Here is a 23,670-nt window from a genome sequence, read left to right as displayed (position 1 = left end):
TTAAGATTAAAAAGTTGTTTTCAGGCCAATGGCAAAAGACCGTGCCGGCGGCAGCAGGGAATAGTAGGCGCCGGGAATATAGTCCGGATCAATGCCCGCCTTGTTTTTGGTCCACAGCGCCAGGTTGCGGCCATAAGCCATGAGCGATAGTCGCTGCATATGCAACGGGCGCAGCACCTGCGACGGCAGGTCATACGTCAATGCTACTTCCCTTAAGCGGATATGCGCACCGCTTTCTATCAGCCTGTCTGATTTCGGATACCAGGTGTTCGTATAGTTGACACCGGTAGCAGGTACTACGGGCACGTCTGTACGTGCTTCATCGCCCGGCTTCCGCCAGCGTTCTGCCACGTCGCTGTGGATAGACTTCTGCGTGAAATAGCTGAAGTAATCCACGGTAGGGCGACGGAATACATACCCCATCTTATAGGTGATGAGGAATGAAAGTTCCAGCTGCTTGTAACGGACGATGTTCGTCAACCCGCCAAAGAACCGCGGCACGGTGGTACCGCTGTAAGTGAGCGTAGACAGATCGGCGGAAATATCTGCGTTCGCCAGGTTCCGTTTGCCGTCGCCGGACAATACGATGGGTCTGCCGATGCTGTCAAGGCCGCCATAACGGTAGCTGTAGATGCCTTCAATTGGTTTGCCTTTCACCGGGTTGGAGCCGGTGCCGCTGTTACTGTAGTACGTCACGTTCTCCCGCTGCAGGTTGGAAGACACCACTTTGTTTTCGTTGTAACCGAAATTCATGTTTGCTTTCCACGAAAAATTTTTCCGTTGTATCACTGCCGCGGTGACATTAAGATCCACCCCGTTGTTACGCAGTTCCGCCGTGTTGACGGTCAGCGTGGTAAAACCATAGGTGGCATTAAACTCCGCAGGGCCCAGCAGGTCGTAACAGTATTTGCGGTATACGTCCAGCGTTACGTCCAGGCGGCTATTCCAGAAAGAGAGGTCAGCGCCCACGTTGAAGGTTTTGGTTTTCTCCCAGCGCAACAGTGGGTTGGCCGGATTACTGATCGTGGCGTAAGGCTGACCGTTATAATATCCCGGATAGGATGATACTGCGGCAATCAGGAACGGGCTGGTCGTTTTATCCACGTTGCCATTCACGCCATAGGTAACACGCAGATTGAGGCGGTTAAGGAAAGCCAGCTGCATAAAATCCTCTTCTCCCAGTTTCCACATACCTCCCAATGACCATAGTGGGGTGGCGCGGTATTTATCATTGGCGCCAAAAAGGTTGGAATCGTCCAGCCTGGCGCTGCCGGAGAACACATAGCGGTTGTTGTAAGTGTAGTTGGCGTTGGTGTACCAGGACATGAACCTGTCCCTCATATCGCCCAGGCTATTAGGAATAGACGGCTTGATCTGATTACCGGAAACGGCTGTCTTATAATAAGTATCATAGTTCACCGGCATAGAGGCCAGCGTCTGATCATCGTAGCCATACAGGCGGCTGGAAGCGCTGGAGGTCCATACCTGCCGTATTTCGCTGCCGGCCACGGCATCTATCCTGTGCCGTTTTCCGAACTGGCGGTTCAGGTTCAGTTGACCGCGTACATCGTAATGCTCCATTTCTGCATTGGCGATGTTCAGGATACCGCCCCTGGGCAGCCCGTACACCAGGGAGGCGGGATTGCCGGCCACGGTGGATGTAGCGTTATTAACGGTATTTCTGGCGATGTAGGTATCGGGACTGTAATAGTTGCGGGTGCGCTGGAAAGAGCGCTCATAGAGGCCGCTCAGCGTGGCCGACAGTCCGGGGATAATACGGTAGTTAAAACCCGCGTTGATCCGGTAAAGGTTATTGCGGCTGGTGTTGTCTGCATTCGCCAGTTCAGCCAGGTAATCGTATCTCCACGGCAGGTAACCGAGGCGTTGCAGGGAATCGAGCGCACGGCCGTTGAAAGCGCGGGCATACTGGATGGCTTTGCCGTTATCATCTACGATCCGGTCATAGGGCAGCAGCGTATTGATGCCCGGTTCCAGCGGAGACAGGCCCGGACCGTTGTTTTTGGCGGTATTCATGACGGCCATGATACCCAGGTTAGCATCCAGATTTTTATGCAGCCGGAAGCTGTTGGTGGAGTTGATGGTCACCCTGGTATTGCGGTTCCCTTTGGCGACCGGCAGTTCATCGCTGATGGAGCCGGAAACAAAGTATTGCGCAAAATCACTGCCGCCGCTCATAGAGAGGTTGTACTGTTGTATTTGCTGGCGTTGCAGCAGGTACTGCTGGTACTGTGATTTATAGTCGTAGCCTGCCAGTTGCGCTACCAGCGCGTCGCGTTGCGCTTCAGTGATTTCCCCGCGTTTGTAGCGGTAGAAAATATCAGCGCCGGCGCTCACAGCGGGCAGCGTGCGACCGTTCGGATCGGGAATGAGGTTTTTACGCACTGCTTCACTTTCAAAGTCGAGGTAATCGGCTGAACTGGCCACCGGGCGGTAACCCAGGTCGGGCCGACCTCCCACTGTGAAGTTGGTGGAGAAAGTGATCTGCCGGCGTTGTTGTTTTCCCTTTTGCGTTTCAATCACCACCACGCCGTTGGCCGCACGCACGCCCCAGATAGAGGCCGCGGCAGCGTCTTTCAGGAAAGTGATCCGTGCGATGTCTTCCGGGTTGATCATAGACAGCTCCCCTTCATACGGGAAACCGTCGATCACGATCAGCGGGTCCTGCTGCGCTTTGAAGGTATTCCGCCCGCGGATGGAGAACACCGGGTTTTTAGACGGGCGGCCATCGGTACCCGGCGGATTGTTGGTCACCAGCAAACCGCTCACCATGCCTTCCATTTTGTCGACCACGTTGGTGGTGATCTTGCGTTCCATATCTTTCTCCTGTATCTGGGAGAAAGAGCCGGTAGCTCTTTCTTTGGCAATGGTCTGGTAGCCGGTAGATACTTCCACCTGTTTCAGCTGGATGTTGTCTGATTGTAATACCACATTGAGGCGTGGTTTACCGGCGGCGGCCTGCATACGGTAACCGATAAAGGTGAAAACCACCATTTCACCCGGCTTTGACAAACGAACGATATAGGAACCGTTAGCGTCGGTAAAAGCGCCGGCCCGGCCCGAAGCGGGTTTGATGGTTACGCCGGGCAAAGGGTTACCGTTTTCATTTGTCACCCGGCCGCGGACCAGCAACGGGTCTGCGGCTGCGCCGTCATTGTCTGCATCAGCAACGGGACCTGCAACAGGGACCGGTGCAGCTTTCCGGCGTACATCCCTGATAATCGTATAGGTGTTGTCGTTAACATACAGAAAGAGGTATCCCCGTTGGTATAACACCTCTTTCAGCACGGCTTCCACCGTTTTACCACGGAAAGCGCCCGTATCCACCGTGGTGGTCACTTTGTCCAACAGGTTGTTCTCATACACAAAGCTGGTACCATAGAGGCGGGTAATTTCCTTCAGCGCTGCACTGACCGGCATCGTTTTCATCTGTGCATGCGCAAGCTGCATACTGAACAGGAATGAACATACCATCGCCGCAGTTTTGCGCAACTGTGCTCTCGTCATCATTGATGTTTGGTTGGTTTTTGGTTGATAAATAATCGATCACTACTTCGTAGTGAATAAAAGCGTATCGTTTTTCTGTTGAATGTCTACATCCAGAATCCTGGACAATACGAACAGGAGATCTTTCTCCCTTTGCATAGGTATCCTTCCTTTAATTTCGCGTTCGCCGATAGTGCTGTCTTCCAATATTACCGTATAGCCGTAATTATCCTTGAGCAGGTGGATGACTTCCTTCACCTTGGTGGCATTCAGCAGGAGTTCATGCCGCGTCCAGGCGGTGGCGGCGGAAGTATCGACAGCCTGCATGACTACCGGCGGCTGCTGATGGGAATAAGACCATCCTTCCCCCGGCTGCAGGAAAGCGGGCACTGCTTCACCATCCGGCATGTCGATGCGTACAAGTCCCCGTTGCAGCACCACGGCGATCATATCCTGCCGGTGTCTTACATTGAAGGCGGTGCCCAGCACTGTAACACGTGCAGGCCCGGCTTGCACACGGAAAGTATCGCCGGTATGTTTTACATCGAAGAAGGCTTCTCCATCCAGCATTACTTCCCTCTTGCCGGTGACGGGCCAGCTGCGGGCGTAGGTAGCCGTGGAATGGGCGTTTAGCATCACGGTAGAATGATCGGGCAAAATCACCTCCCGGGTTTCTCCATAACCGGTACTGACAGTAATGGAGGAAGTAAAATACCAGGTGGCGCCCAGCGCCAGCAGTAAAAGCACGGAGGCCGCTGCCAGCCATAGCCGGCGATAACGCCGCAGGGGGCGCACCGGTGTCTGTTGAATATTGTCCAGCACCGCCTGCCATATCTTTTCGCGGGCAGGGTCATTTTTTACCAGCACTGGTGTAGACAGGGCATACACCACCTCCCGGGCTTCCCGTATCAGCGGGGCTTTCTCCGGCACGTCGGCGGAGAGCTGCTGCCAGAAAGCGTTAGCTGCCGCGTCGGGGAACTTCACCCAGCGGATAAAATACTCGTCCGCCAGGAAATCCTCCATCCGATAATCACGATAGTCTTTGTTCATTACCTCATAAGACACAACAGGACATCCGGATTATCCCATTTTCAAAAAAAAAATTTGAAAAAATTTTTAGTAGCGGCGTTGCAGCAGGTATAACAGTACCAGAAGGGAGAAGTCGCCGAATTGTTCTCTCAGGCGCTCCAATGCGCGGTAAACCAGTTTGTAGGTGCCGCCTGTGTTGATTTGCAGGATCTCTGCAATCTCTTCATATGACAGATCTTCGTAGTATTTGAGGAAGATAGCCTCCCGCTGGCGGTGGGTCAGCGTATCCATTAAGGCATCAACCTTTTTCTTCAACTCCGCTGCACGCTCTGCTCTGATCAGGGGATGCTCATAAGACAGTTCCAAATAAAAAGGAATATGTTCTCCGGAAAACGCTTCCTCCAGCCGGGATGGGCTGTATTCCAATTTGCGCAGCAAGATGCGCCGGAAGGATAAAAGCAGGTATTGTTTCACCACCTGCGGAGTGGCAATGGAATCCCTGTTGCGCCACAATTTCAGAAAGAGGTCCTGTATGCTCTCTTCAATAAATGATTTGTCCTCCGTGAATTTAAATCCATAGTTGGTAAGCGGTATATAATAGGCATTATACAACCCTTCCAGGCCACTGATTTCTCCGGATTTGTACCAGGACCAAAGTTCTTTGTCTTGCATGTCAAATAGGAAAACCGATGAAGTTACAATATTACACGAATTTTTTTTGCCGCCCAATTCAGCGGGCGATACCTGCCAGGTGTTCACATCGTACCAGCGCCCAGTCCATATCGTCCATGTCGCCGGTGACGGCCGTCTGATATACTTCTTCCAGACCGATGCGCAACTGGTAAGCGGCCAGCCGCGTTTTATCAATTCCCTGTGCTTCGAAATAACGCGCCTGCTGTTCCATACAATTCAACCAGGTGCGCCAGAAAAAAATATTGGCCATATCATACAGGCTGTCGCCCGCCATAGCTTCCGACCAGTCAATCACGCCGGTGATCACGTGCCCGTCTGTCAGCACATTGTTCGAACCAAAATCACCATGCACCAGCTGCCGTACTTCAGGGATGTCCCGTATAGCCAGCAATAGCAGCTCCTGCAAAGGCCGGATGCGTTTCATCGGCACTCGTTTGCCGGCGGTGGGCCAGTCGTAGGTCGTGTCCCCGCAAATGCTTTCCAAATAAGCCTTCCAACTGGCATACTGCCCTTCGCCCCGGGAGTTAAAAGGACCGAAGCCGGTCACTTTGTCCAGCGGAGCCGCCGCCATCGCCTGCATGACAGCGGCCAATGGCGCCGTCACCGCCGGCAGATAAGCTGCGGGCAGGTCCTGTAATGTTACGCCCGGCGCCAGGGCTGACAAGCACCAGGCGATGCCACTCTCCAACAAACCAATGGCTTCTATCTCCGGTACCGGCAACCCCGGACCAGCCAGGTGCCGGTTGACGAAATCGTCTTTTTCAAAACCTTCCACCCGATGATTCACGCGGAGCACATATTTTTTCCCGGAGATGACCAGCCGGAAGGCAAAAGATTCCATGCCGTCCTGCACCGGCTCCATATGGTCAATCTTCCCATAATGACTGATCACCGCGGCTGTCAGTTGATCAATGTCTACGATCGGTTTTCGCATGTACGTCTTTTTTAACACAACAAGAGGAAAGCTGACTGGTTCAATCCACCCCGCTTAAGTTTTTATTAAATGTATGATCTTCCTAAAAAACTTCAGCATCCTCAGCATGTAAGGGCCGCTCCTCCGCTTGCTGCCCTACGCGCTCTCCAACAACAACCGGGCAAAAATATCCGCTTTTTCGTCGGCGCCAGCCTTGCCGGATTTTACCCAATGAAGGCCTGCCGATGACACCCAATAAGGTGTCATACCTTTTATCCCCGATGCCCGCACCCCCGCTTTTTACTGCTGTCTGCCAGCGGGTACCGCTGGAAGCCCCCCGTTGCAAACTGTACCGGTCTGGCATACAGGAGATTTATTATGAGCCTGTTAGATTACAATCATTCATTTTTTTTCACTGCGGTCGTATTTCAGTTGACCGGAACTAATTTACTGCTCATTCGAACCCGGAAAGCACCGTAACCATTTTTTTCGACAAGTAGCCAATCCAAATCTTTTCCCTGTTCGTATATTTTTTCGAATAACCGCATATCTTTAGAAAATCTTTTTCCTAATTTCTTAATCTTTAGCCGGCCCTCGCCGCACATGTGAACACCTTTTTTGCTGATCTTTCATTGACCTATTCGCGATTTATTTTACGATGTGAAAACCTTTTTGCTAATTTTTAAACGTACACCTATCCACGATGAAACAGACACCTATCCACCACAGAACAAGTGAACCTTTTTTGCTGATCTTTCATACCACACCATTACCGGACATGTGAGCATGTATGTCCTGTCACTATCAACACCAGACAGGCGGCCCTCTTTATTGCCGAACTTTAAAACCACAACACACGACCAGTCTTTAGAAACTCCTTTTTTACACCCTCAATTTAAACCACAATCCTATGGACGCGATCCTGCACGATGCGCACGGACAGCAACGAAATACCGTTGCAACCGATGGCACACAACACCCTGCCGATTTATTGACACACAGCGCGTGGGAAGATTACAACTCCCACGCAACCCTGGTCTCCCTGTTCCGGCAACAGGCGGAACGCACGCCCGGCAACCTGGCCGTATCGTTCAAAGACCACACGCTCACCTACCGGGAGCTGGACGAGAAAAGCAACCAGCTGGCGCATTACCTGCTGGCGCAGGGCGTCACCACTGGTAGCTACGTACCGGTATACCTGGAGCGCTGCGCCGAATGGGTCATTGCAGTACTGGGCATCCTGAAAACAGGTGCGGCTTACATCCCGGTAGACGCCGTCTATCCCGGTAAAAGAGTAGCCTACATCCTGGAAGAAGTGGAGGCCAAAGTAATCATCACCCAGCTGTCGCTCGGCTCCAGGCTCTTCCAGGTGCACAACACGGCCGTAGTGTACCTCGACAGCCTCTCCATCCTCCAGGACCAGCCCGTTACTGCGCCTGCTAAGATGCCGGCACCGGCAGATCTGGCGTACATCATCTACACGTCCGGTTCTACCGGTCAACCGAAAGGCGTGATGATCACCCACCTGTCCATCCAGCACCTGATCACCTGGCACAAACAACAGTATGCTGTCAACAGCAACAGTCGTTTGTCGCTCGTAGCGGGACTGGCATTCGACATCTCTGTATGGGAATGCTGGTCGGCCCTCTTGTCCGGAGGCGCCCTCTTTATCGCCGACAACGAGGAAAGGACCCATGCCGGCCTGCTCCTGGAATTTTACCGGAGAAACCAGCTCACGCATGCTTTCACTCCCGCCGTGCTGATGCCGGAGCTGATAGCGCTCAGCCGCCAGACGCCAGGACTGGCGCTGCAATACCTCTTTTCCGGCGGTGAACAAATGAAACCCGTACTGACCAACGGACTGCCGTACCAGCTGATCGACTACTACGGCCCTACGGAATATACCGTGTACGCCACCCATCGCCCGGTGGCAGATGTAAACGGGCAGTACGTTCCTACCATCGGCAAGCCTATCGCCAATACACAGGCCTATATCCTCGACCGCGACCTTCAGCTGCTGGTACCCGGCGCCGTAGGTGAGTTGTGTATCAGCGGTATCGGCATCGCGCAGGGCTACTTTAAAAATCCGGCGCTGACCAACAGCAAGTTTGTGCCGCACCCTTTCCTTCCCGGTCATAAGCTATACCGCACCGGCGATCTGGCACGCCGCCTGCCGGATGGCGATATCCAGTTCCTCGGCCGTATCGACAACCAGGTGAAGATCCGCGGCTTCCGCGTGGAGCCGGGGGAAATAGAAGCCGCCCTGCTGCTGGTCCCCCATGTGAAAACCGCCGCCGTGATCACGGTAGACAATAACCGGCAGCAAAAACAGCTGGTGGCCTTTATCGTACAGGACCATCCCAATGAACAACAAGGTATCGCCCTGGCGAGGCAACAGTTGAAACAGGACCTACCCGGTTATATGGTGCCGGCCCGCTTTATTGCGGTCCGGGAACTGCCCATAAACGCCAACGGCAAAGTAGACAAGGCTGCGCTGGCAGCACTCTCTCCACAGGCGACAGGCAGCTACCAGGAGTCAGCCGGCCCCGTGAGCGAAACAGAACGTATCATCACGGAAGTATGGTCGGATATCCTCGAAAGACCATATATCCACCACAGCGACAACTTCTTCGACATCGGCGGCGATTCGCTGCTGGTGGCCACTGTAGTGACCAAATTAAAAGACCGTTTCGGGGTGAAGATGTACCTGCGCGACCTGTACCAGTATCCCGAACTGCGGACACTGGCCACGATGATCGACAACAGGATCAAAACAGGCGAAACCGGCATCCCCGAAGAAGATGTGGAACCCTATGTGTCCCTGCAACAGGATGCGTACCTGCTGCCCGACATTCAATACCGGCAACCGTTTGACGCCAGCGTACTGCAGCGTCAGTCTGCCGTGCTGCTCACCGGCGCCACCGGTTTTGTAGGGATCCACCTCCTGCAGGAACTGCTGGACAATACCGCCGCCACCGTATACTGCCTTGTACGGGCACGGGATGAGCATCATGCGCTCGACAAAATCCATCAGGCCTTTGCTGCATATCATATCCCGGTGCAGGAAAACACACGGCATCGTATCGTGCCGGTAGTGGGCGATTTCGGGCAACCGTTCCTCGGCATTGCAGACCAGGCCTACCAGGAACTGGCCGGCAAAGTGGAGGTGATCTACCATTCCGGCAGCTCTGTGAATTTTATTGAGCCTTATTCTTTCATGAAAAAACCTAATGTAGACGGCCTGCGGGAGATCATTCGTTTTGCTGCCACCGGTAAAATGAAGTGCCTGTCGTTGCTGTCCACTATCTCGGTGTACAGCTGGGGTCACGTGTTCACCCATAAAACTGTCATGAAGGAGAGCGATGACATCTCCCAAAACCTGCTCGCGGTAAGCAAAGACATTGGCTACGTGAGAAGCAAATGGGTGATGGAGGCGGTGGCCGACCTGGCAGCAGCAGCAGGTGTGCCGCTGATCACCTACCGCCTCGGTTACGCCATGTGCCACAGCCAGTCCGGCGCCAGCGCCCCCTACCAGTGGTGGGCCAGCCTGGTGAAAAACTGTGTACAGTATTCGTCCTACCCCACCCTCCGCGAGCTGCGCGAAGGACTCATTACCGTAGATTACATGGTGAAAGCCATTGTGCATATCACTAAAAACCAGGAAGCCATCGGACAGAAGTTTAACCTGATCTGCTCCCCGGACACCAATCTTACGCTGGAGCAGTTCTTCCAGCGCCTGATCAGTCTCTATGGTTTCAACCTGAAACCGTTGTCTTACAAAGACTGGCGCAAGCAGTGGGAAGACGACAGCACCAACCGGCTGTACCCGCTCACCAGCCTTTTCAGGGATAATATGCACGAAGGCCTCTCCACCGTGGAACTTTATCAGGACACCTATGTATGGCACCGCGACAACGTAGATAAGTTTATGCAGGGTTCCGGTATACCCGAACCGGTGTTTGATAAAGCCGTGCTGGATAAATACCTGCAGTACCTCGGGCTCGCAAATCACGCAAAGACGCTAAGCAGCGAAGACGAAGAATAAAATATAAGCGGGCAAAGAAAGCAAAGGAGCGGAGATCAAATTTGATCTCCGCTCCTTTGCTTTCTTATAATTCTTATACTCCTTTGCGCCTTCGCTGCTTAGCGTCTTTGCGTGACGGCTTTGCGTGACAGCTTTGCGTCTTTGCGGGAAACCCCGTATATTTACCCCTCCGGGAAACAATATAAAAATGTTAACCATATGTCCGATCCGAATGTATTCCTTGTCATGCTCGAGAGTAGTAAACAAGAACAGTTACCCGTCCGTATTTTTTTTGCCTGTCATTCAGTCATGGGTATCGTGTCCCGGATTGACGCAGGAAGTGTAACCCTGAGAACGGAAGAAGGCCGGGAGACGCTTGTCCGGCTGGATAAAATTGACGCCGTCAGCGGCAGCTGATGCTTTTCTTAAACCGTAAAAACGACCGCATGGAAAATACGACCCAACGCCCGGAGCACGCCTTGCCCGGGCTTATCCGCAAAGTACTGGGCAGCCCTCATTCCGAGCAGGTGATCAAAGCGCAGATCATCCAGATGGCTTCCCAGCACCTGCATGTACCGGAAGTGACCACCGCATTGCTGGAAGTACTGCCCCTCACAAAAGACAAAGAGACGCGGGACCAGCTGCTGCGTTTCCTCTCCGCGCTGAACACCTCCCGATTTGCCGATACCGGTGCTTTGTTCCAGGCGCTGCTGGACGTATACCGGCAGGAGAAAGACCGCGATACCCGCACCACCCTCTTATACCGGCTCCGGGATAGTATCCACCAGGACCCGCGGCTGGCGGTGTTCTTCGTGGAACTGTCCGGACAGGAGACACTGAGTGAACAAGAGCGTATAGCCGTTCAGGATACCCTGTCCTCGTTACCCTCCATCACGGAAGACGTTGCGCTGGCAGCACTGCTCAAAAACGTGAACGCCCCTACGATATTACAGTTACAGGCCGTGGAGATCGCAGAGAAATGTCCTTCGTGGACAGAAAAAATGGTGGCCGGCCTGCAACCCTACCTCGATGTAAAAAACGACCGCGGTATCCGTTTCCGTATTCTGCAAAAGCTGGCGGCAGCAAGGCTGCTGGAACCAGCCTATGCCGACGTGCTGATACCGGTACTACGTACCGATAATGACACAGACGCCCGTCACGAAGCGCTGGCAGCGCTGACACGCATCAAACCGTGGAATGAGGCCATTCTGCTGCAACTGCTCTGGACCGCCTCCCATGACGGTGACGCCGGCGTCCGCAGCGAGGCTTTACAGCTGCAGGGCGAACAACCCGAACGCACCAACGAACAATTGATCAGCATAGCCTCACTGCTGGCATCCGACCGCTCGGAAGGCGTGCGGCTTACCTTGCTGCAACAGCTTAAACCAGTGATGCGCATCGCCGACATCAGAAATAAAGTCGCCACAGCCTTTGCCGGCAACCCCGGGGTATTTAGCGATAAAGAATTTCACCAGCTCACCGATATGCTGGCGCCTTACGCCGGCCGTGATGAAAACATCAGCCAGCTGCTGCTGCAGAGCATCAAAGGACTGCCCGGCACTGGCCAACGTCAGAAAATACTGCAGCTGCTGATCGGAAAAATCAGCCTCGAAAAAATGCTGGACCCCGTGGTGCAGCTGTTCGCACAGGAACACAATGAAGCGCTGCGCGAAGTGCTGTTCAACCAGATCAAGGCCCTGTCGGTGTCCCGTCATCCGCAGCTGGTGGACATATTCTGTGCCGAGCTCACCGAACCCGGATCGCCTTTCAGGGTCACCTGCGCCGGCATTCTCGCCAATGCGGCCGAACTGTACCCGCAGATACCACCGGCGCTGGAAGACGTGCTGCTGTATGACAACGAGCGTGAGCTGGTACGCCTTTGCCTCGACGGTTACCTGCGTCCCGGCGTGGAGAAAAAGTTCGATGTCCTTGTTCACGTCGTGAAAAACGAACTGATAGACACCGCTTCCAGGCAGAAAGCGCTGGACGCCATCCTGAAACTTTCTTTAGATGAACAACAGCAGGAGACACTGACCAACGCCCTGTCCGGGCTGAAACCCGGCACGTTAAAAACTTCCTGATAAAAGACCGTCAATATGGACCTTAGCCAAACCATCGCCACCATCCGCGAACGCAGGAACGCCGGCACTGAACAGGCGCTCCTGATGCTCAATATGGTGCCGCTTTCCGATACAGACAACAAATACACGCTGCTGTCCACTGCTGCGCATCACCTGAATGATCCCGCTGTGGTCAGCCAATGGATAACGCTCATTGCCGCGGAGACAGACACACAGCTGAAGGCTGATATGCTGCAACGCCTCGCCGCCGTAGGGCTGCAACAGATTCCCGACAAAGCGGCCTTCGCTGATCTGCTGGCCAACGCGCTGCAACAGGACGAGTCGCGGGATATCATCCTGCCGCTGCTGGGCAGGCTGTCGCTCTCCTACCCGCCTGCCAGGGAACGGCTCATTGCTTTTTACCGGCAACAACACAACGCCGACGTAAACCGCCTGGTCCTGTCCTGGCTGCTGATACCGGTCCATGCCACCGAAGCAGACCTTTCGTTCTATCACAGCCTGCTGGACAGCACCGATACCGATGACAAACTGCTGCTGCTCAACCGCCTCCTGTTACGTGATCAACTGACGCCTGAGCAGATAGCGCAACAACTACAGCCAGCCACGCCCGATGTTATCAAGGACATGGTGCTGCGTTTCTGTTTTGACCGCTCTACCGTACTACCCGCGGCACTCTGCGGGCTGGTACGCTCAGACAAAAACCCGGCGATACGCAGAGGAAGCATCCAGCTGTTAGCCGTACACGGCGTCAGTGAAAACGAGGTACTGGACACCATCCTCCATGCGCTGCGGGAAGATCCCGATCCTGCCGTAAGACAGGCCGCTATGTTTGTTTTTGCTTACAGCCTCACGCTTACGCCCGCCACCATTGAACATCTGGCACTGTGCCTGCAAACAGAAAAAGAGATACCTGTGGCGTTACAACTGCTGCAGTTGCTGGCGCCCTATACAGAAAAAAACGAGGCGCTCAGCGAAGCGCTCTGGCAGCTGCTGGACCGCGATATCGCCGTTGACCTGGCCGCCACCATTTACGACATACTCGGCCGGCTGGTACCTGTAAAACCATTGCTGCTGGAGCGGTTCATGACTGCTTACGAAAAAGAACAGCACGATACCTGCAAGGCGGTGATCCTGAAAGCCATCACCAGCGCTATGAACACCGGCGAAAGCTGGAACCAGTTTTATCTCCGCGCGCTGGAAGCACCATCTGCCGCCATCAGAAGCTGGGCGGTACAAGCCATGCTCTATCTCCCGCTGACACCGGATAATAACAGCACCATCGCCGCTGCGGCGCCGGCGTTATTGCAACCGGAACTGCCTCCCCGGCAACAGCGGCTGCTCGCCCGTAAAATCAGTTGTATCCCGCAGCTGCCGGCGGCAGCCGTACAGGTGTTCAGTCAGCTGGCAGACCACAGCAACGACGGGGAGCTGCAAAGTATCGCCACCAAAGTGCAGGAGAAAGCTATCGCACATAACGGCGGCGCGCAGGTCAACTGGGAACAGTGGCTGCACAAAGCCGAAGTAGCCGGTGACCTGAACGGTATTTTCCCGCATATATGGCTTTTCTACGATGACAATCCGACGATGGCCGACAAAATACTGTTCGCCGCTATCAATCCGTCCAACGGCGGCAGCCTGTATCAATCCGGCGTCACCGACATCGAAGTTTTACAGTTCCTTTCCGTCAAATCCGGTGTCAGCGATGAAATGAGCCGCTATGCCCTGAACCAGTTGTTACACACCGATCTGGGCAACGAATCCAAATTCAAATGGTACCTGTTGGTGCTGAAGAGCAACCCCGCCAGCGCGGACCTGCGGGAAGGCCTGTGGCAGCTGCTGGAAAAAAGAGGCCGCTATCTGAATATGATACAGCTGGATGAACTGCTGCGTATCATATGGAAAGATCAGCTGGAAAACGTTTTCCGACAGCATCTGTTGCAACAGACCACCGCTGCGGGCGCCGTACCGTACCTGCAATACCTGGAAGCCAACAACAGCTGGGAACCTGTGCCGGCACTGCTGAAAGACGCAGCACAACTGCCGGGCATGTTGTCCGACAGCAGCTTCAAAGAAGCACTACAAAGGGCCTGCCGCGCTGCCGGTGTAGATATCGACGACCTGCTGCGCAGCATCGCACCGCCGCCTGCACCCCGGGAAGACGGTCCCGGTTTCGCCGATTAACAGGCTGGTACTTTATTTCATCATCTTCAGCGTACAATATATGTCAGAAGAAATCTTACTATTCGATATACTATTATCTACAGAACGCAGTACAGAAGAGCGGCTGACGGCCCTCTCGCAGCTGCGTCCTTTCCTGGAAGCAGCCGAAGGCATCACGAAACTGTGCAGTGCTGTGCAGACGGAGACTACCGCCGCCGTAAAACAGGCCATGTTACAACAGTTATGCGGGCTGGACAGCGCCCGTGTAGCAGAACATCCCGCTTATATAGCAACGCTGGCACTGATCGCCTGCCTCGATCCGGAGCGTCCGCTGCGTTATATGGCCGTGAGCACACTGGCTGCGCTGGCCGCCCACGTCCCTGAAATACAGGAGATGCTGGCCGAAACCATGGCGCATGACCTGGATACAGACATCCAGCTGGCCAGCATAACAGGATTACAAAACAGCGTCAGTAAGTCCACCGCCACCATCGAAAAGATAGGCGTTTACCTGCCGCAAGCGCCGGCAGCCTGCCGGGAAGCGCTGCTGGCATTGGTAACACAACTGCCGTTGCCTGCCGCTGCGGACATGGCATTACATTTCACCGGACCGCTGGAAGCCACGTCACTGCGGCTCTCCTCCTTGCGTTTCCTCGCTGCGATGCCGCAGTTGCCGGCGCATATATTATCACAGCTGGCGGCCATGATACCGGTGGAAACATCGTTGCCCGTGCGTACCGCCATTATCAGCCTGCTGGCGGGTACGCGGCAGGTCGACCCCGCGCTGTTCAAAAATATATTCGAAGCGTTACAGCAGCTGCCGGACCTTCCCGACCTGCTGGCGCTCGTGACAGACAGGCTCACTGCCCATCCTGAACTACAGGACTCCTTTGTGGCGTTGTTCGCCACCACCCCTTCCGCAGGTCTGAAGATCCGGTTGCTCCGGCTATTACAACAGGCAGCGCTGCCACAGCTGATCATCAGCGGACTGGAAGACGCCAACCCGTATGTAAGAGAAGCCGCGTTACCTTTGCTCACGCTGCGTTTCGCCGCCTGGCAGGAACAGATGGAACCCGTGCTGGCCGCAGCCATCCGCAAAGAGCCACTGGTAGCGCTGCGCAGCGCCATGGTTCAGGCACTCCTGCAAACCGGCCGTAAAGCGGCCGAAACAGACCGACTGCTGGTAGAACTGGCCGTTGCCGAAACAGACCATCACCTGAAAATACAGCTGGCCACCGCCGCATGTGAGGTGACCATCCAGAACAGCTTCCAGTCCACGCTGCTGCAGCTGTATTGCGACGTCCTGGAAGGACAATGGTATCCCACCTCCCTCAAACAACAGGTGATGGAGCGGCTGCAGACCTTCTCCTACAGCGACGATCCTCATTTGCGCAAAAGCCTTGGCCTGTTACTGGACCAGGCGAAAGATATCCGGGAGGTGGACCGCATCTACCGCGTACTGAAAACGCTGGAAGCTGATTTCAGCCAGCTGGCCCCTTCCCTGCTGCAGGCGCTCTACCGGCACATCGCCTGGTACCCGCAACAGCCGCTGGATGAATGGGTACAGCTCATCGGTCAACTAGCCGATCAACATCCTGCACTAAGAGCAGAACTTCCTTATTTAGTGTCTGTCACCGGCGCCACCTGGCTGTTGAAAGGCGCAGAAAAGACCGATCAGACCGGCGCTTTCCTGCCCACGCTCAAAGATGCCATGATGAAAAACAATGGCATGCAGAGCTTTATGGAAGCGCAGCGACTGATCAACGACGCATGGAATAGCCGCACCATCAAAAAAGCGGAGATCATCGCGCTGTACGGGATGCTGCTGCAAACACCCAAATCTTCCGGCCTGCTGCAGCAGGTGACCGGCATCCTGCAACAGGGCAAGCTCGTCAATCCCGAACTGGTGACGCTCAGCCTCCGGTACATCCTCACGTCACAGGACACGGAAGGCATCTACGTGGTACGTAAATACCTCGAACAGGTGGGCTTCATCGACCTGGAATACCGGGAACGGCTGCTTCGCCTTTTTACACCCGAACAATATACACGGTTCATGCAATACCGCCTGCCGCAGATACATTCCAAACGCCGTATTCAGACCTTCAACGACTGGGAATATGCCGGCGGCTGGACATGCCCTTACCCGCAATGGCCCATCGCTGAACTGGTATTTGCCATAGCGCCGGGAGACCTGATCACACAGCTGTTCTCCCAATTGCCGGCAGGTGAAGATAACAACGCCACCCTGCACTACCTTGTGTTGGAGCACCTGTTCCGCAATAGCAACGGCGTATGGGCGAAACAGTTATACGGCGACAACCAGCAGCTGGAACAGTTCCTCCTGCTGCTTTTCAAAGGATATCAGCAGCTCACCGCCCGCAATCCGCTGGGCGACCGTATGATGTATACCTTCTGGAAAAAATGGAACGACTACGTGAACCGCCTCAACAGTCAGCCGATTCCGCCTGCACTGGCCGATGCCGCCACGCTCATCTATGCAGGCATATGTCAGCTGACGCATCAGTTGGACCCTGTGGTAAAAAATAAACAGTTCCCGCAGGTACTGAAAGGCATGAACAAAGACCTGCTGCATCAGCACTGGCCATGGAGCGAAGAGCTGTGGGAAGCATTTTCCTACAAAAACTTCCCGGTGTACGATCCTGACCAGGAAGCCGCCGCAGCCTTGTTCCAGCAGGCCGCCAAAACCTTGCAGGCCGGTCAGCTGGCCGAAGGTTATCAACTGCTGAAAGACCTGATGGCACAATATCCGCATACCCGGCAAGTGAAAGAACAACTGTCGGTAATCAATAATACGTTACAACAGCTGGAAGAAAAATTTCGTACAGCTTAAAATAATAAACTGCGGCAGACAGCCGGTCCGCCGCAGTTTATTATTTTATCTCCACCTCGGGAAAATTCGTCAACTCTCAGGGAAAATCAGATATCAAAATGCCCTGCCTCTCCGGTTACCTTTGTTTTGATTCCTAATAAAAAAAAGCAGTATGAAAAACAAACAACCGGTGTGGGCATCTTTTTTAGGTATATCCCTATTGGCAGTCGCCTGCAATAAGGACGACGGCGATATGAATATGCCCTCTTCTCCCACCATCACCATCGAAAATGTACTGGATTCCCGACCGCTGGTGGAGTCAGGTACTTTTAAGAACACCGGTAGCTCACCTGTGATTATGCCGGGGGAATCCATCTCTATCCGGTTTTCCGCAGGAAAAGGACAGGCGGTCTCTTTTGCCACCATGTACGGATGGTCCAACGATCTTTTCTTCGCCCCGGACAATCCTGGCATCAAAGTATACAAAGACGACGGCACACCGGTAGAAGGAGATGTTTCTGCTCAGATAAAGCTATGGGATAACGGTACGCGTATCAATCAGGCGCCCGGCGCGTCTGTTATGCATCCGGGAACGGCGGAAACAACAGCCAAAAATATCACTGAAGTGAACGGTACTGACGGCCAGGGCAATACCTACGCTCCCGCGCCGTCGTTGATGAAGGCCAGTCTTCATTACAACGGAAACTCTATTTTTACATTGACGATCACCAACACTTCCGGCGGCACCTCCAATCCTACGCCTTTCAGTCCGGGAGTGTGGGCAGTCTCTTATGCTGCGGGCGGCAACCTGTTGAGTCCCAACCCGCTTTATGAATCCGGCAAACCCAGCGCCAACGGGCTCACCAACATAGCCGAGATGGGCGATAACAGCGTACTGGGAAATTATATCCAGGGGCAGACCGGTATTTTCACGCCATTATCCCCTATATTGGTGGTGGTATACAACGGCATTGACAATCCGATTTATCAGACAGGCGAAAAAGACCGGGGGCAGGGACTGAAAAAACTGGCACAGACGGGGGATGCGGGCGAGTTGGCGGCTTACCTGAAAACCGTCAAAGGCGTAAAAAACGTATATGTGTTGCCAGCGCCCAATACGACGGTATTGTTGCCCAAATCCGGTACACAGTCAGGTGGTAAGGTTTCGCAGCAGCTGAGTATCACATCCGGCGACAGAATAGCCATCGCTACGATGTATGGCTTATCCAACGACTGGTTCTTTGCCTCCAAAGGGAATGGTACAGACGCCAGCCAGACAGGCGATATCTCCGGGTCCGTCGGTCTTTTCGACGACGGCACCGCTGTCGATCAGTTTCCGGGAGCCGGTATCTCACAGGCTAACTTTGGCGGCACTCCCCAACCTGAAAACAAAAACATCATGGAGGTCCCCAATCCCAATACATTTACCACACTGCCGGCAATACCCAATATCATTAAGGTAACCCTTCAGTAAACAGATATGATATGTGAATACGAAGAAAAGGCAACATCGGCACGGTTCATTATGCACGTTCACAATGACCGGTTTAGAGGAGCGGGACTGCACAAGCCTACCGTGCCGATCAATACTTTTGTCTACAACAAAGGTAAAGCGCAGCGGGTAACCATAGACGAGATCGCCTATGAAATGCCTGCTGCTGCCATATTACCGCTGGTATCCAATCAACATTTTACGTTTGAAGCGCCCGATCAGCTGATTGCCTGGCAATTTAACCGCGAGTTTTACTGCATCGTGGACCATGACGCAGAAGTAGGCTGTGTGGGATTTCTGTTCTATGGCATCCATCACCCGATGTTTATCAGGCTGAATAAAACACAGCAGGACGAAATACGGTACATGGAGCAGACATTCTGTGCGGAATGGCCTGCCAAAGATGGTTTCCAGGGAGAAATGCTGCGTACGTTACTGAAATACCTGATCATTAAAACCACCCGTATTGCCAAGCAACAGAGCGAGAGCTACCTGCAGTTCCCCGATGAGAAAATGGATATTGTGCGAAAATTTTCGCTGCTGCTGGAATGTTCCTTCAGAAAGGAACATAGTGTAAAATTTTATGCCGACGCACTGAACAAATCGGCCAAGACGCTCAGCAATATCTTTGCCCTGCTGGAACAACCCGCCCCCTCCCGGCTAATCCAGAACAGGATTGTGCTGGAAGCCAAACGATATCTCCACTATACGGATAAAACCGCCAAGGAAATAGCCTATGAGTTGGGATTTGAGAACCCCGCGCACTTCAGCCGGTTCTTTAAAATGTACACCGGTGTGAATATTTCCGGATACAGAGAGAGCCTGCCACAATAGCGGGCATTACACAGTCTGCATCTTCTCCTGTTCCACCGCAGCGGCTTCCTGCCTGTTCACCACCAGTACGCGGTACATTACCAGTCCGCTGGTCACGATAAGCGCCATATAGCTGAAAGACAGGTTCTGACCGTCTTTTGCGGGCAACACGTACGTGATGCCGGCGCTGAGCAGGGATACGATCACATAAACAAGGCCACCGGTAAGGCCGCCGGCGATACCGGCATTTTTAGGGAATCGTTGCAGACAGTAAGTAAAGTAGTTGGTATAGGTAAAACCGGCGCCCACATGTACCAGGAAGGCAAACACGAGCACCGTCCAAAGTTGGTTGAACAACAGGAAAGTAACCAACAAGGTCAGCGCGAACGCGAGCTGAAACAAGATATTTATATTCATTTTCCGTACAAATGGTCTATTAACGGTGCCTTTGCCAATGAAACCACCCACCATCCAGGCAAAGCCGAGGAAGAGGGAGCAGTAGCCCGTTACGACCGGCGACAGATTAAAATAATGTTCAATAATAAAGGGGCCGGACATATTGTAGGTCATCACCATGGTGTATGCCAGTCCCAGCATACCGATACCCAGCGTAAAACTGCTGGTGCGCAACATCTCATAGTAAATGGAGACAATCCTTGCCGGATGGAACGGCGTGGTGCTTTTGATCGTTTCTCCGCTGAAAAACACTTCCAGTATCAGCAACAGGGCAGCATATCCTCCGAGGAAGTAAAAATTGGATTCCCAACCAAAAGTCTCTTCCAGATAACCACCGATGAAAGGTGCGATGATGGGCCCGGTGGACCATATGATGGTAAAGAAGCTCAGGTAGTGTTTTAATTTTTCGCCGGAGTAGAGATCAATGAAGAGCGCCCTTTTACTCACCACCATGGCGGCAATGGTGATGCCATGCACAATCCGCATAGCATATACCACGTATAAATTATGGGTATTGGCGATGATACCACAGGAAATACAGAAAAGCAACATGGATACCAGTGCGATCCTGTAGCGGCCGTAGCTGTCGAGCAATCCGCCGATAAACAGCTGGGATACGCCGTAGCTGATCAGGAATAAGCTAAGCGTTAACTGGGCCTGGCTGCTGGAAATGCCCAGTGCGGTCGTCATGCCGGGCAGGGAAGGGATATAAATGTCGGTAGCGAATCCCGACATGGGTATCATGGCAAAAGCAAGCACGGTGGCTATTCCGACATTACCCTCTTTGATGCGTTTAACAGTGCTGGTAGTCATTTTACAGAGGCTGATGATTCAATTCGCTGCAAAATTAGGTCTTAGCACGGTGAGTATTGACACAGTAATATCATAAAAGTTTGAAGTTATGCAAGGCCGCGGACGAAGCCGTCGAGATTATCTTCCTTTTGCAGTCCCAGCTTCTGTTTGAGCCGATAGCGTGCCATGCGGATACTCTTTGGCGCTACATGCAGGCGGGCAGCGATTTCTTTTCCAGATAAGCCCATTAAGATATAAGCACAGTATTTAAGGTCGAGGCGGGTGAGTGTGTTCTGTGCGTGTTGCTGCAGCCGTGCTACGAACTCCGGCCGTATTTCCGTGAAATCGGATTTTAATATTTCGAAGTCTTCGTCCAGCCGTTTGTCTTCATGGATGACCCGGTCCATTTGTTTGAGCACGTTGCCGGACTCTTTACTCAGTTTATCCCGCAACGTTAGCAGCAGGCCGCTTTTCTCCTGAGAACGCAGCGTGCCGGCGAGCAGCTCTTTCTCGAGGCGGTCCTGGCGTTCCTGCATGAGTTGTTGCTCTGCCAGCAGCCTTGCCGCTTCCTCTTGCTGCAGGCGGGCTTGCAGGTCGGCCTGCGTGGCGGCATCTTCTTTTTCTTTGGTGAGCAATTGTTGCTGGCGCATGGAAGCTTTGAGCCGGAAATGGTAAGAGCGGAACAGGAATATGAGCGCCAGCAGGCTGGCGACGATGAGGCAGGCGTAGAAGAAATTGAGTTTTCGGTTGAAGGCGGCGCGTTCTTCCATGGCCGCCAGGGCCTGTTCCTTTTTATCTGACTGGTATTGGGCTTCCAGCTTTCGGATGGAATTTAGTTTGCCAGCATCAAAGTAGGCTTTATCATAGCGCACATAGTCTTTGTAATACCGCAGCGCTTTGGCGGGGTTACCGCTTTTTTCCGCAATACCGGCCAGGGCGGTAAACAGCCGTGCTTTGGTAAAATCGGCCGTGGTGGAGTCTTCTTCCGCCCTTGCAAGCCCCATGAGCAGTATTTTCTCGGCTTCATCATAACGTCCTTCGCGGATAGCGTACTCGCTCAGGAGGCCATAACTGTTGGCCACCACTTCGGGATACCGTACCTCGCGGGCGATGCTGAGGGCGAGATAGATATATTTTTCGGCGCTGTCGCGACGGGCGGCGGGATAAAATTCAAAGTAGATGTCACCGTTATTGAGCGCCGCCACGGCGGCGGTGTTGCGAAATACGAGCCGGTCCCTCTGTTGTTCAGCCACCCCGATGCTAAGGCCGTTGTAATACAGCGCAGAGTCGAGGAACACACGCTGACTGCTGTCAGTGCGATAACGTTCGAGAAAGGTGCTGCCCAGGGATTGGTAGGCCCGGCAGATGTCGTCCGGATTTTTGCTTTTGAGGGCTGTCTGCCAGCTCAGGCGGGCATACCGGTTGTAGTTGTCCCGGTCATGATTGGCCCAGTAGGTGCCGGCAATGTAGTAGTAGGCCAGGTTCTCGTAATGCCATGCTTCCTCTCCTTCGAGGTAGCGGAGCGATTCCAGCAGGCTGCTCATGGCTTCGTCGTATTTCTCCGCCGAAAAGGCAAGGATCCCCTTCCGGAGGTACACAAACCCCTTTATCACTTTGTCCTGTGTATGGGCCGCATACCATACAGCACTGTCGATGGCCGCATACATGGCCGTATAGTCTCTCACTTCGGGGTACAGATAGGCCAGCGTGGCGAAGGTGAAGGCTTTGTACTGCCCGTCCTTCAGGGGAGCAGCTTCCATCAGCGCCTGCTGCTCCAGTTGAATGGCTTCCCGGATGTCTTTATAAAAGAGGGCCCGTGCCAGGCGGGCGGTGGTCATGATACGGCTTTCCGGGCGACTGTCTTTCGTCTGCTCATGCCGGAGGGAATCGATCAGCAGGCGCTGAGCTGTTCCTTTTTTTGCGGGCAACAGACATCCTGTCAGATACAGAATAATGAACCAGTGGCGTATCCTCATGTTGCAAAAATAATGGTTCTCTGGAAATGGTCTACAATACATTAAATTCACAAAATCTATATAAAAAACTTAAAATCAATATAAAACAAAATTTGTAGACGCTTTGTAGACAGTGATGATGACTACCCGTAGTTGCTGTGTAGTAGGGCAAAATTAGGTGAACGGTGCCGCTGCGGCCTACTTTTGCCCTGTACTAAAAACCGAAGCATTATGACAAAAAAGACGATTGCCATCATCAGCTACATCACATTGATAGGATGGCTGATTGCCTACTTCCAGTATAAAAACGGCGATGAAAAAAGCCCGTTGGTGAAATATCATCTTGAGCAGGCATTAGGTATTATTATTTTCTCCGTTGTGTTGTCCGTAGCCCTGACCATCATTGGTATGGTTATCCCTTCCCTGGCCAGAATACTTTCTGTCGCCGGCCTTCTTCCATTGATCCTGATGATTTTCGGCATTATCGCCGCTTCCAATGAATCGACCAGCCCCGTTCCCGGTATCGGGAAATTTTTTGAAGAGAAGTTCAGTTTCCTGTCTTAAAAAAACAGCCAGTGTGATCTGTTTCACACTGGCTGTTTTTTAATGCTTTCTCAGGAAGGGCATTCATTTATTGACCGATGGCGGCCAATCCTTTCTTCAGATCCTCCAGGTTCATCACCGGTTGAAATTCGAGTTTAGCATTCAGCTCCATAAAAAACGGTTCGGCGATGCCCGGGATTTCAGCAGGATCTTTCAGATCAAAGACAAACATGCCGGTGCGGCAGCCTTCCGTGGCAAGGAAAAAGCACGCTTCCGGTTTCAGTTTGTCGACAGTGGCTTTGATAATTTCGGGGAGCCTGGCATTCTTGATGGCAGCATTGGATGCTGTTACCTCCATCACGACTTTGAGTAGGGTACGCAT

15 protein-coding genes are annotated in these 23,670 nt (G+C 53.3%); 8 read left to right on the top strand and 7 right to left on the bottom strand.

What is annotated here, in order from left to right:
• Positions 1-6 precede the first annotated feature (6 nt).
• Genes B5D63_RS24150 through B5D63_RS24135 form a run of 4 tightly spaced genes read right to left on the bottom strand, consistent with a single transcriptional unit; the run spans position 7 to position 6,160 of the window.
• Positions 7-3,528, bottom strand: a complete 3,522-nt coding sequence (locus B5D63_RS24150) for a SusC/RagA family TonB-linked outer membrane protein (protein ID WP_078671445.1) — start codon at positions 3,526-3,528, stop codon at positions 7-9.
• Between the two features lie 39 nt (positions 3,529-3,567).
• Entirely contained in the window at positions 3,568-4,569 is a 1,002-nt protein-coding gene (locus tag B5D63_RS24145) for a FecR domain-containing protein (RefSeq protein ID WP_078671444.1), read from the bottom strand.
• Positions 4,570-4,620: 51 nt separating this feature from the next.
• Complete coding sequence (locus B5D63_RS24140) at positions 4,621-5,205, bottom strand: RNA polymerase sigma factor (RefSeq protein WP_078671443.1); 585 nt, start codon at positions 5,203-5,205, stop codon at positions 4,621-4,623.
• Positions 5,206-5,263: 58 nt separating this feature from the next.
• On the bottom strand, positions 5,264-6,160 hold the full coding sequence (locus tag B5D63_RS24135; protein WP_078671442.1) for a phosphotransferase family protein: 897 nt from the start codon (positions 6,158-6,160) through the stop codon (positions 5,264-5,266).
• An 889-nt stretch (positions 6,161-7,049) separates the two neighbouring features.
• Here B5D63_RS24135 and B5D63_RS24130 point away from each other — a divergent pair.
• From B5D63_RS24130 to B5D63_RS24095, 7 genes are all read left to right on the top strand, one after another.
• On the top strand, positions 7,050-10,184 hold the full coding sequence (locus B5D63_RS24130; RefSeq protein WP_078671441.1) for a non-ribosomal peptide synthetase family protein: 3,135 nt from the start codon (positions 7,050-7,052) through the stop codon (positions 10,182-10,184).
• A 198-nt stretch (positions 10,185-10,382) separates the two neighbouring features.
• Entirely contained in the window at positions 10,383-10,580 is a 198-nt protein-coding gene (locus B5D63_RS24120) for a hypothetical protein (protein WP_078671439.1), read from the top strand.
• 29 nt (positions 10,581-10,609) lie between these two features.
• Positions 10,610-12,244, top strand: coding sequence for a HEAT repeat domain-containing protein (locus tag B5D63_RS24115; protein ID WP_078671807.1), 1,635 nt, complete (start codon positions 10,610-10,612; stop codon positions 12,242-12,244).
• 15 nt (positions 12,245-12,259) lie between these two features.
• Entirely contained in the window at positions 12,260-14,425 is a 2,166-nt protein-coding gene (locus B5D63_RS24110) for a hypothetical protein (RefSeq protein WP_078671438.1), read from the top strand.
• A gap of 40 nt (positions 14,426-14,465) precedes the next feature.
• Positions 14,466-17,258, top strand: coding sequence for a hypothetical protein (locus B5D63_RS24105; protein WP_078671437.1), 2,793 nt, complete (start codon positions 14,466-14,468; stop codon positions 17,256-17,258).
• A gap of 151 nt (positions 17,259-17,409) precedes the next feature.
• A complete protein-coding gene (locus B5D63_RS24100; RefSeq protein WP_078671436.1) occupies positions 17,410-18,711 on the top strand; it encodes a spondin domain-containing protein in 1,302 nt (433 codons plus the stop codon).
• 51 nt (positions 18,712-18,762) lie between these two features.
• The gene (locus B5D63_RS24095) at positions 18,763-19,563 is read left to right on the top strand and encodes an AraC family transcriptional regulator (RefSeq protein ID WP_235021619.1); all 801 of its coding nucleotides are present in this window, start codon (positions 18,763-18,765) and stop codon (positions 19,561-19,563) included.
• Positions 19,564-19,569: 6 nt separating this feature from the next.
• Here B5D63_RS24095 and B5D63_RS24090 read toward each other — a convergent pair whose 3' ends face one another.
• Together B5D63_RS24090 and B5D63_RS24085 are read right to left on the bottom strand one after the other, a co-directional pair.
• The gene (locus B5D63_RS24090) at positions 19,570-20,811 is read right to left on the bottom strand and encodes an MFS transporter (protein ID WP_078671434.1); all 1,242 of its coding nucleotides are present in this window, start codon (positions 20,809-20,811) and stop codon (positions 19,570-19,572) included.
• An 86-nt stretch (positions 20,812-20,897) separates the two neighbouring features.
• On the bottom strand, positions 20,898-22,766 hold the full coding sequence (locus B5D63_RS24085) for a tetratricopeptide repeat protein (RefSeq protein ID WP_078671433.1): 1,869 nt from the start codon (positions 22,764-22,766) through the stop codon (positions 20,898-20,900).
• A 210-nt stretch (positions 22,767-22,976) separates the two neighbouring features.
• Here B5D63_RS24085 and B5D63_RS24080 point away from each other — a divergent pair, with 210 nt between their 5' ends.
• Entirely contained in the window at positions 22,977-23,309 is a 333-nt protein-coding gene (locus B5D63_RS24080; RefSeq protein WP_078671432.1) for a magnetosome magnetite crystal formation protein family, read from the top strand.
• A gap of 67 nt (positions 23,310-23,376) precedes the next feature.
• On the opposite strand, the gene B5D63_RS24075 is transcribed toward B5D63_RS24080, so the two are convergent.
• Positions 23,377-23,670 (bottom strand): hypothetical protein, encoded by a 294-nt coding sequence (locus tag B5D63_RS24075; protein ID WP_078671431.1) that lies wholly within the window; start codon positions 23,668-23,670, stop codon positions 23,377-23,379.

The sequence above is a fragment of the Chitinophaga eiseniae genome (genome assembly GCF_900167135.1).
Classification (GTDB): domain Bacteria; phylum Bacteroidota; class Bacteroidia; order Chitinophagales; family Chitinophagaceae; genus Chitinophaga; species Chitinophaga eiseniae.
Note: the sequence above shows the minus strand (reverse complement) of the source record. Positions and strands in the feature narration are given on the sequence as shown.

Bases quoted from the DNA above. Each gene is read 5' to 3' on its own strand.
- B5D63_RS24150 (WP_078671445.1), bottom strand. From the start codon at position 3,528: ATGATGACGAGAGCACAGTTGCGCAAAACTGCGGCGATGGTATGTTCA.
- B5D63_RS24140 (WP_078671443.1), bottom strand. From the start codon at position 5,205: ATGCAAGACAAAGAACTTTGGTCCTGGTACAAATCCGGAGAAATCAGT.
- B5D63_RS24135 (WP_078671442.1), bottom strand. From the start codon at position 6,160: ATGCGAAAACCGATCGTAGACATTGATCAACTGACAGCCGCGGTGATC.
- B5D63_RS24130 (WP_078671441.1), top strand. From the start codon at position 7,050: ATGGACGCGATCCTGCACGATGCGCACGGACAGCAACGAAATACCGTT.
- B5D63_RS24120 (WP_078671439.1), top strand. From the start codon at position 10,383: ATGTCCGATCCGAATGTATTCCTTGTCATGCTCGAGAGTAGTAAACAA.
- B5D63_RS24115 (WP_078671807.1), top strand. From the start codon at position 10,610: ATGGAAAATACGACCCAACGCCCGGAGCACGCCTTGCCCGGGCTTATC.
- B5D63_RS24110 (WP_078671438.1), top strand. From the start codon at position 12,260: ATGGACCTTAGCCAAACCATCGCCACCATCCGCGAACGCAGGAACGCC.
- B5D63_RS24105 (WP_078671437.1), top strand. From the start codon at position 14,466: ATGTCAGAAGAAATCTTACTATTCGATATACTATTATCTACAGAACGC.
- B5D63_RS24100 (WP_078671436.1), top strand. From the start codon at position 17,410: ATGAAAAACAAACAACCGGTGTGGGCATCTTTTTTAGGTATATCCCTA.
- B5D63_RS24095 (WP_235021619.1), top strand. From the start codon at position 18,763: ATGCACGTTCACAATGACCGGTTTAGAGGAGCGGGACTGCACAAGCCT.
- B5D63_RS24090 (WP_078671434.1), bottom strand. From the start codon at position 20,811: ATGACTACCAGCACTGTTAAACGCATCAAAGAGGGTAATGTCGGAATA.
- B5D63_RS24085 (WP_078671433.1), bottom strand. From the start codon at position 22,766: ATGAGGATACGCCACTGGTTCATTATTCTGTATCTGACAGGATGTCTG.
- B5D63_RS24080 (WP_078671432.1), top strand. From the start codon at position 22,977: ATGACAAAAAAGACGATTGCCATCATCAGCTACATCACATTGATAGGA.
- B5D63_RS24075 (WP_078671431.1), bottom strand. From the start codon at position 23,670: ATGCGTACCCTACTCAAAGTCGTGATGGAGGTAACAGCATCCAATGCT.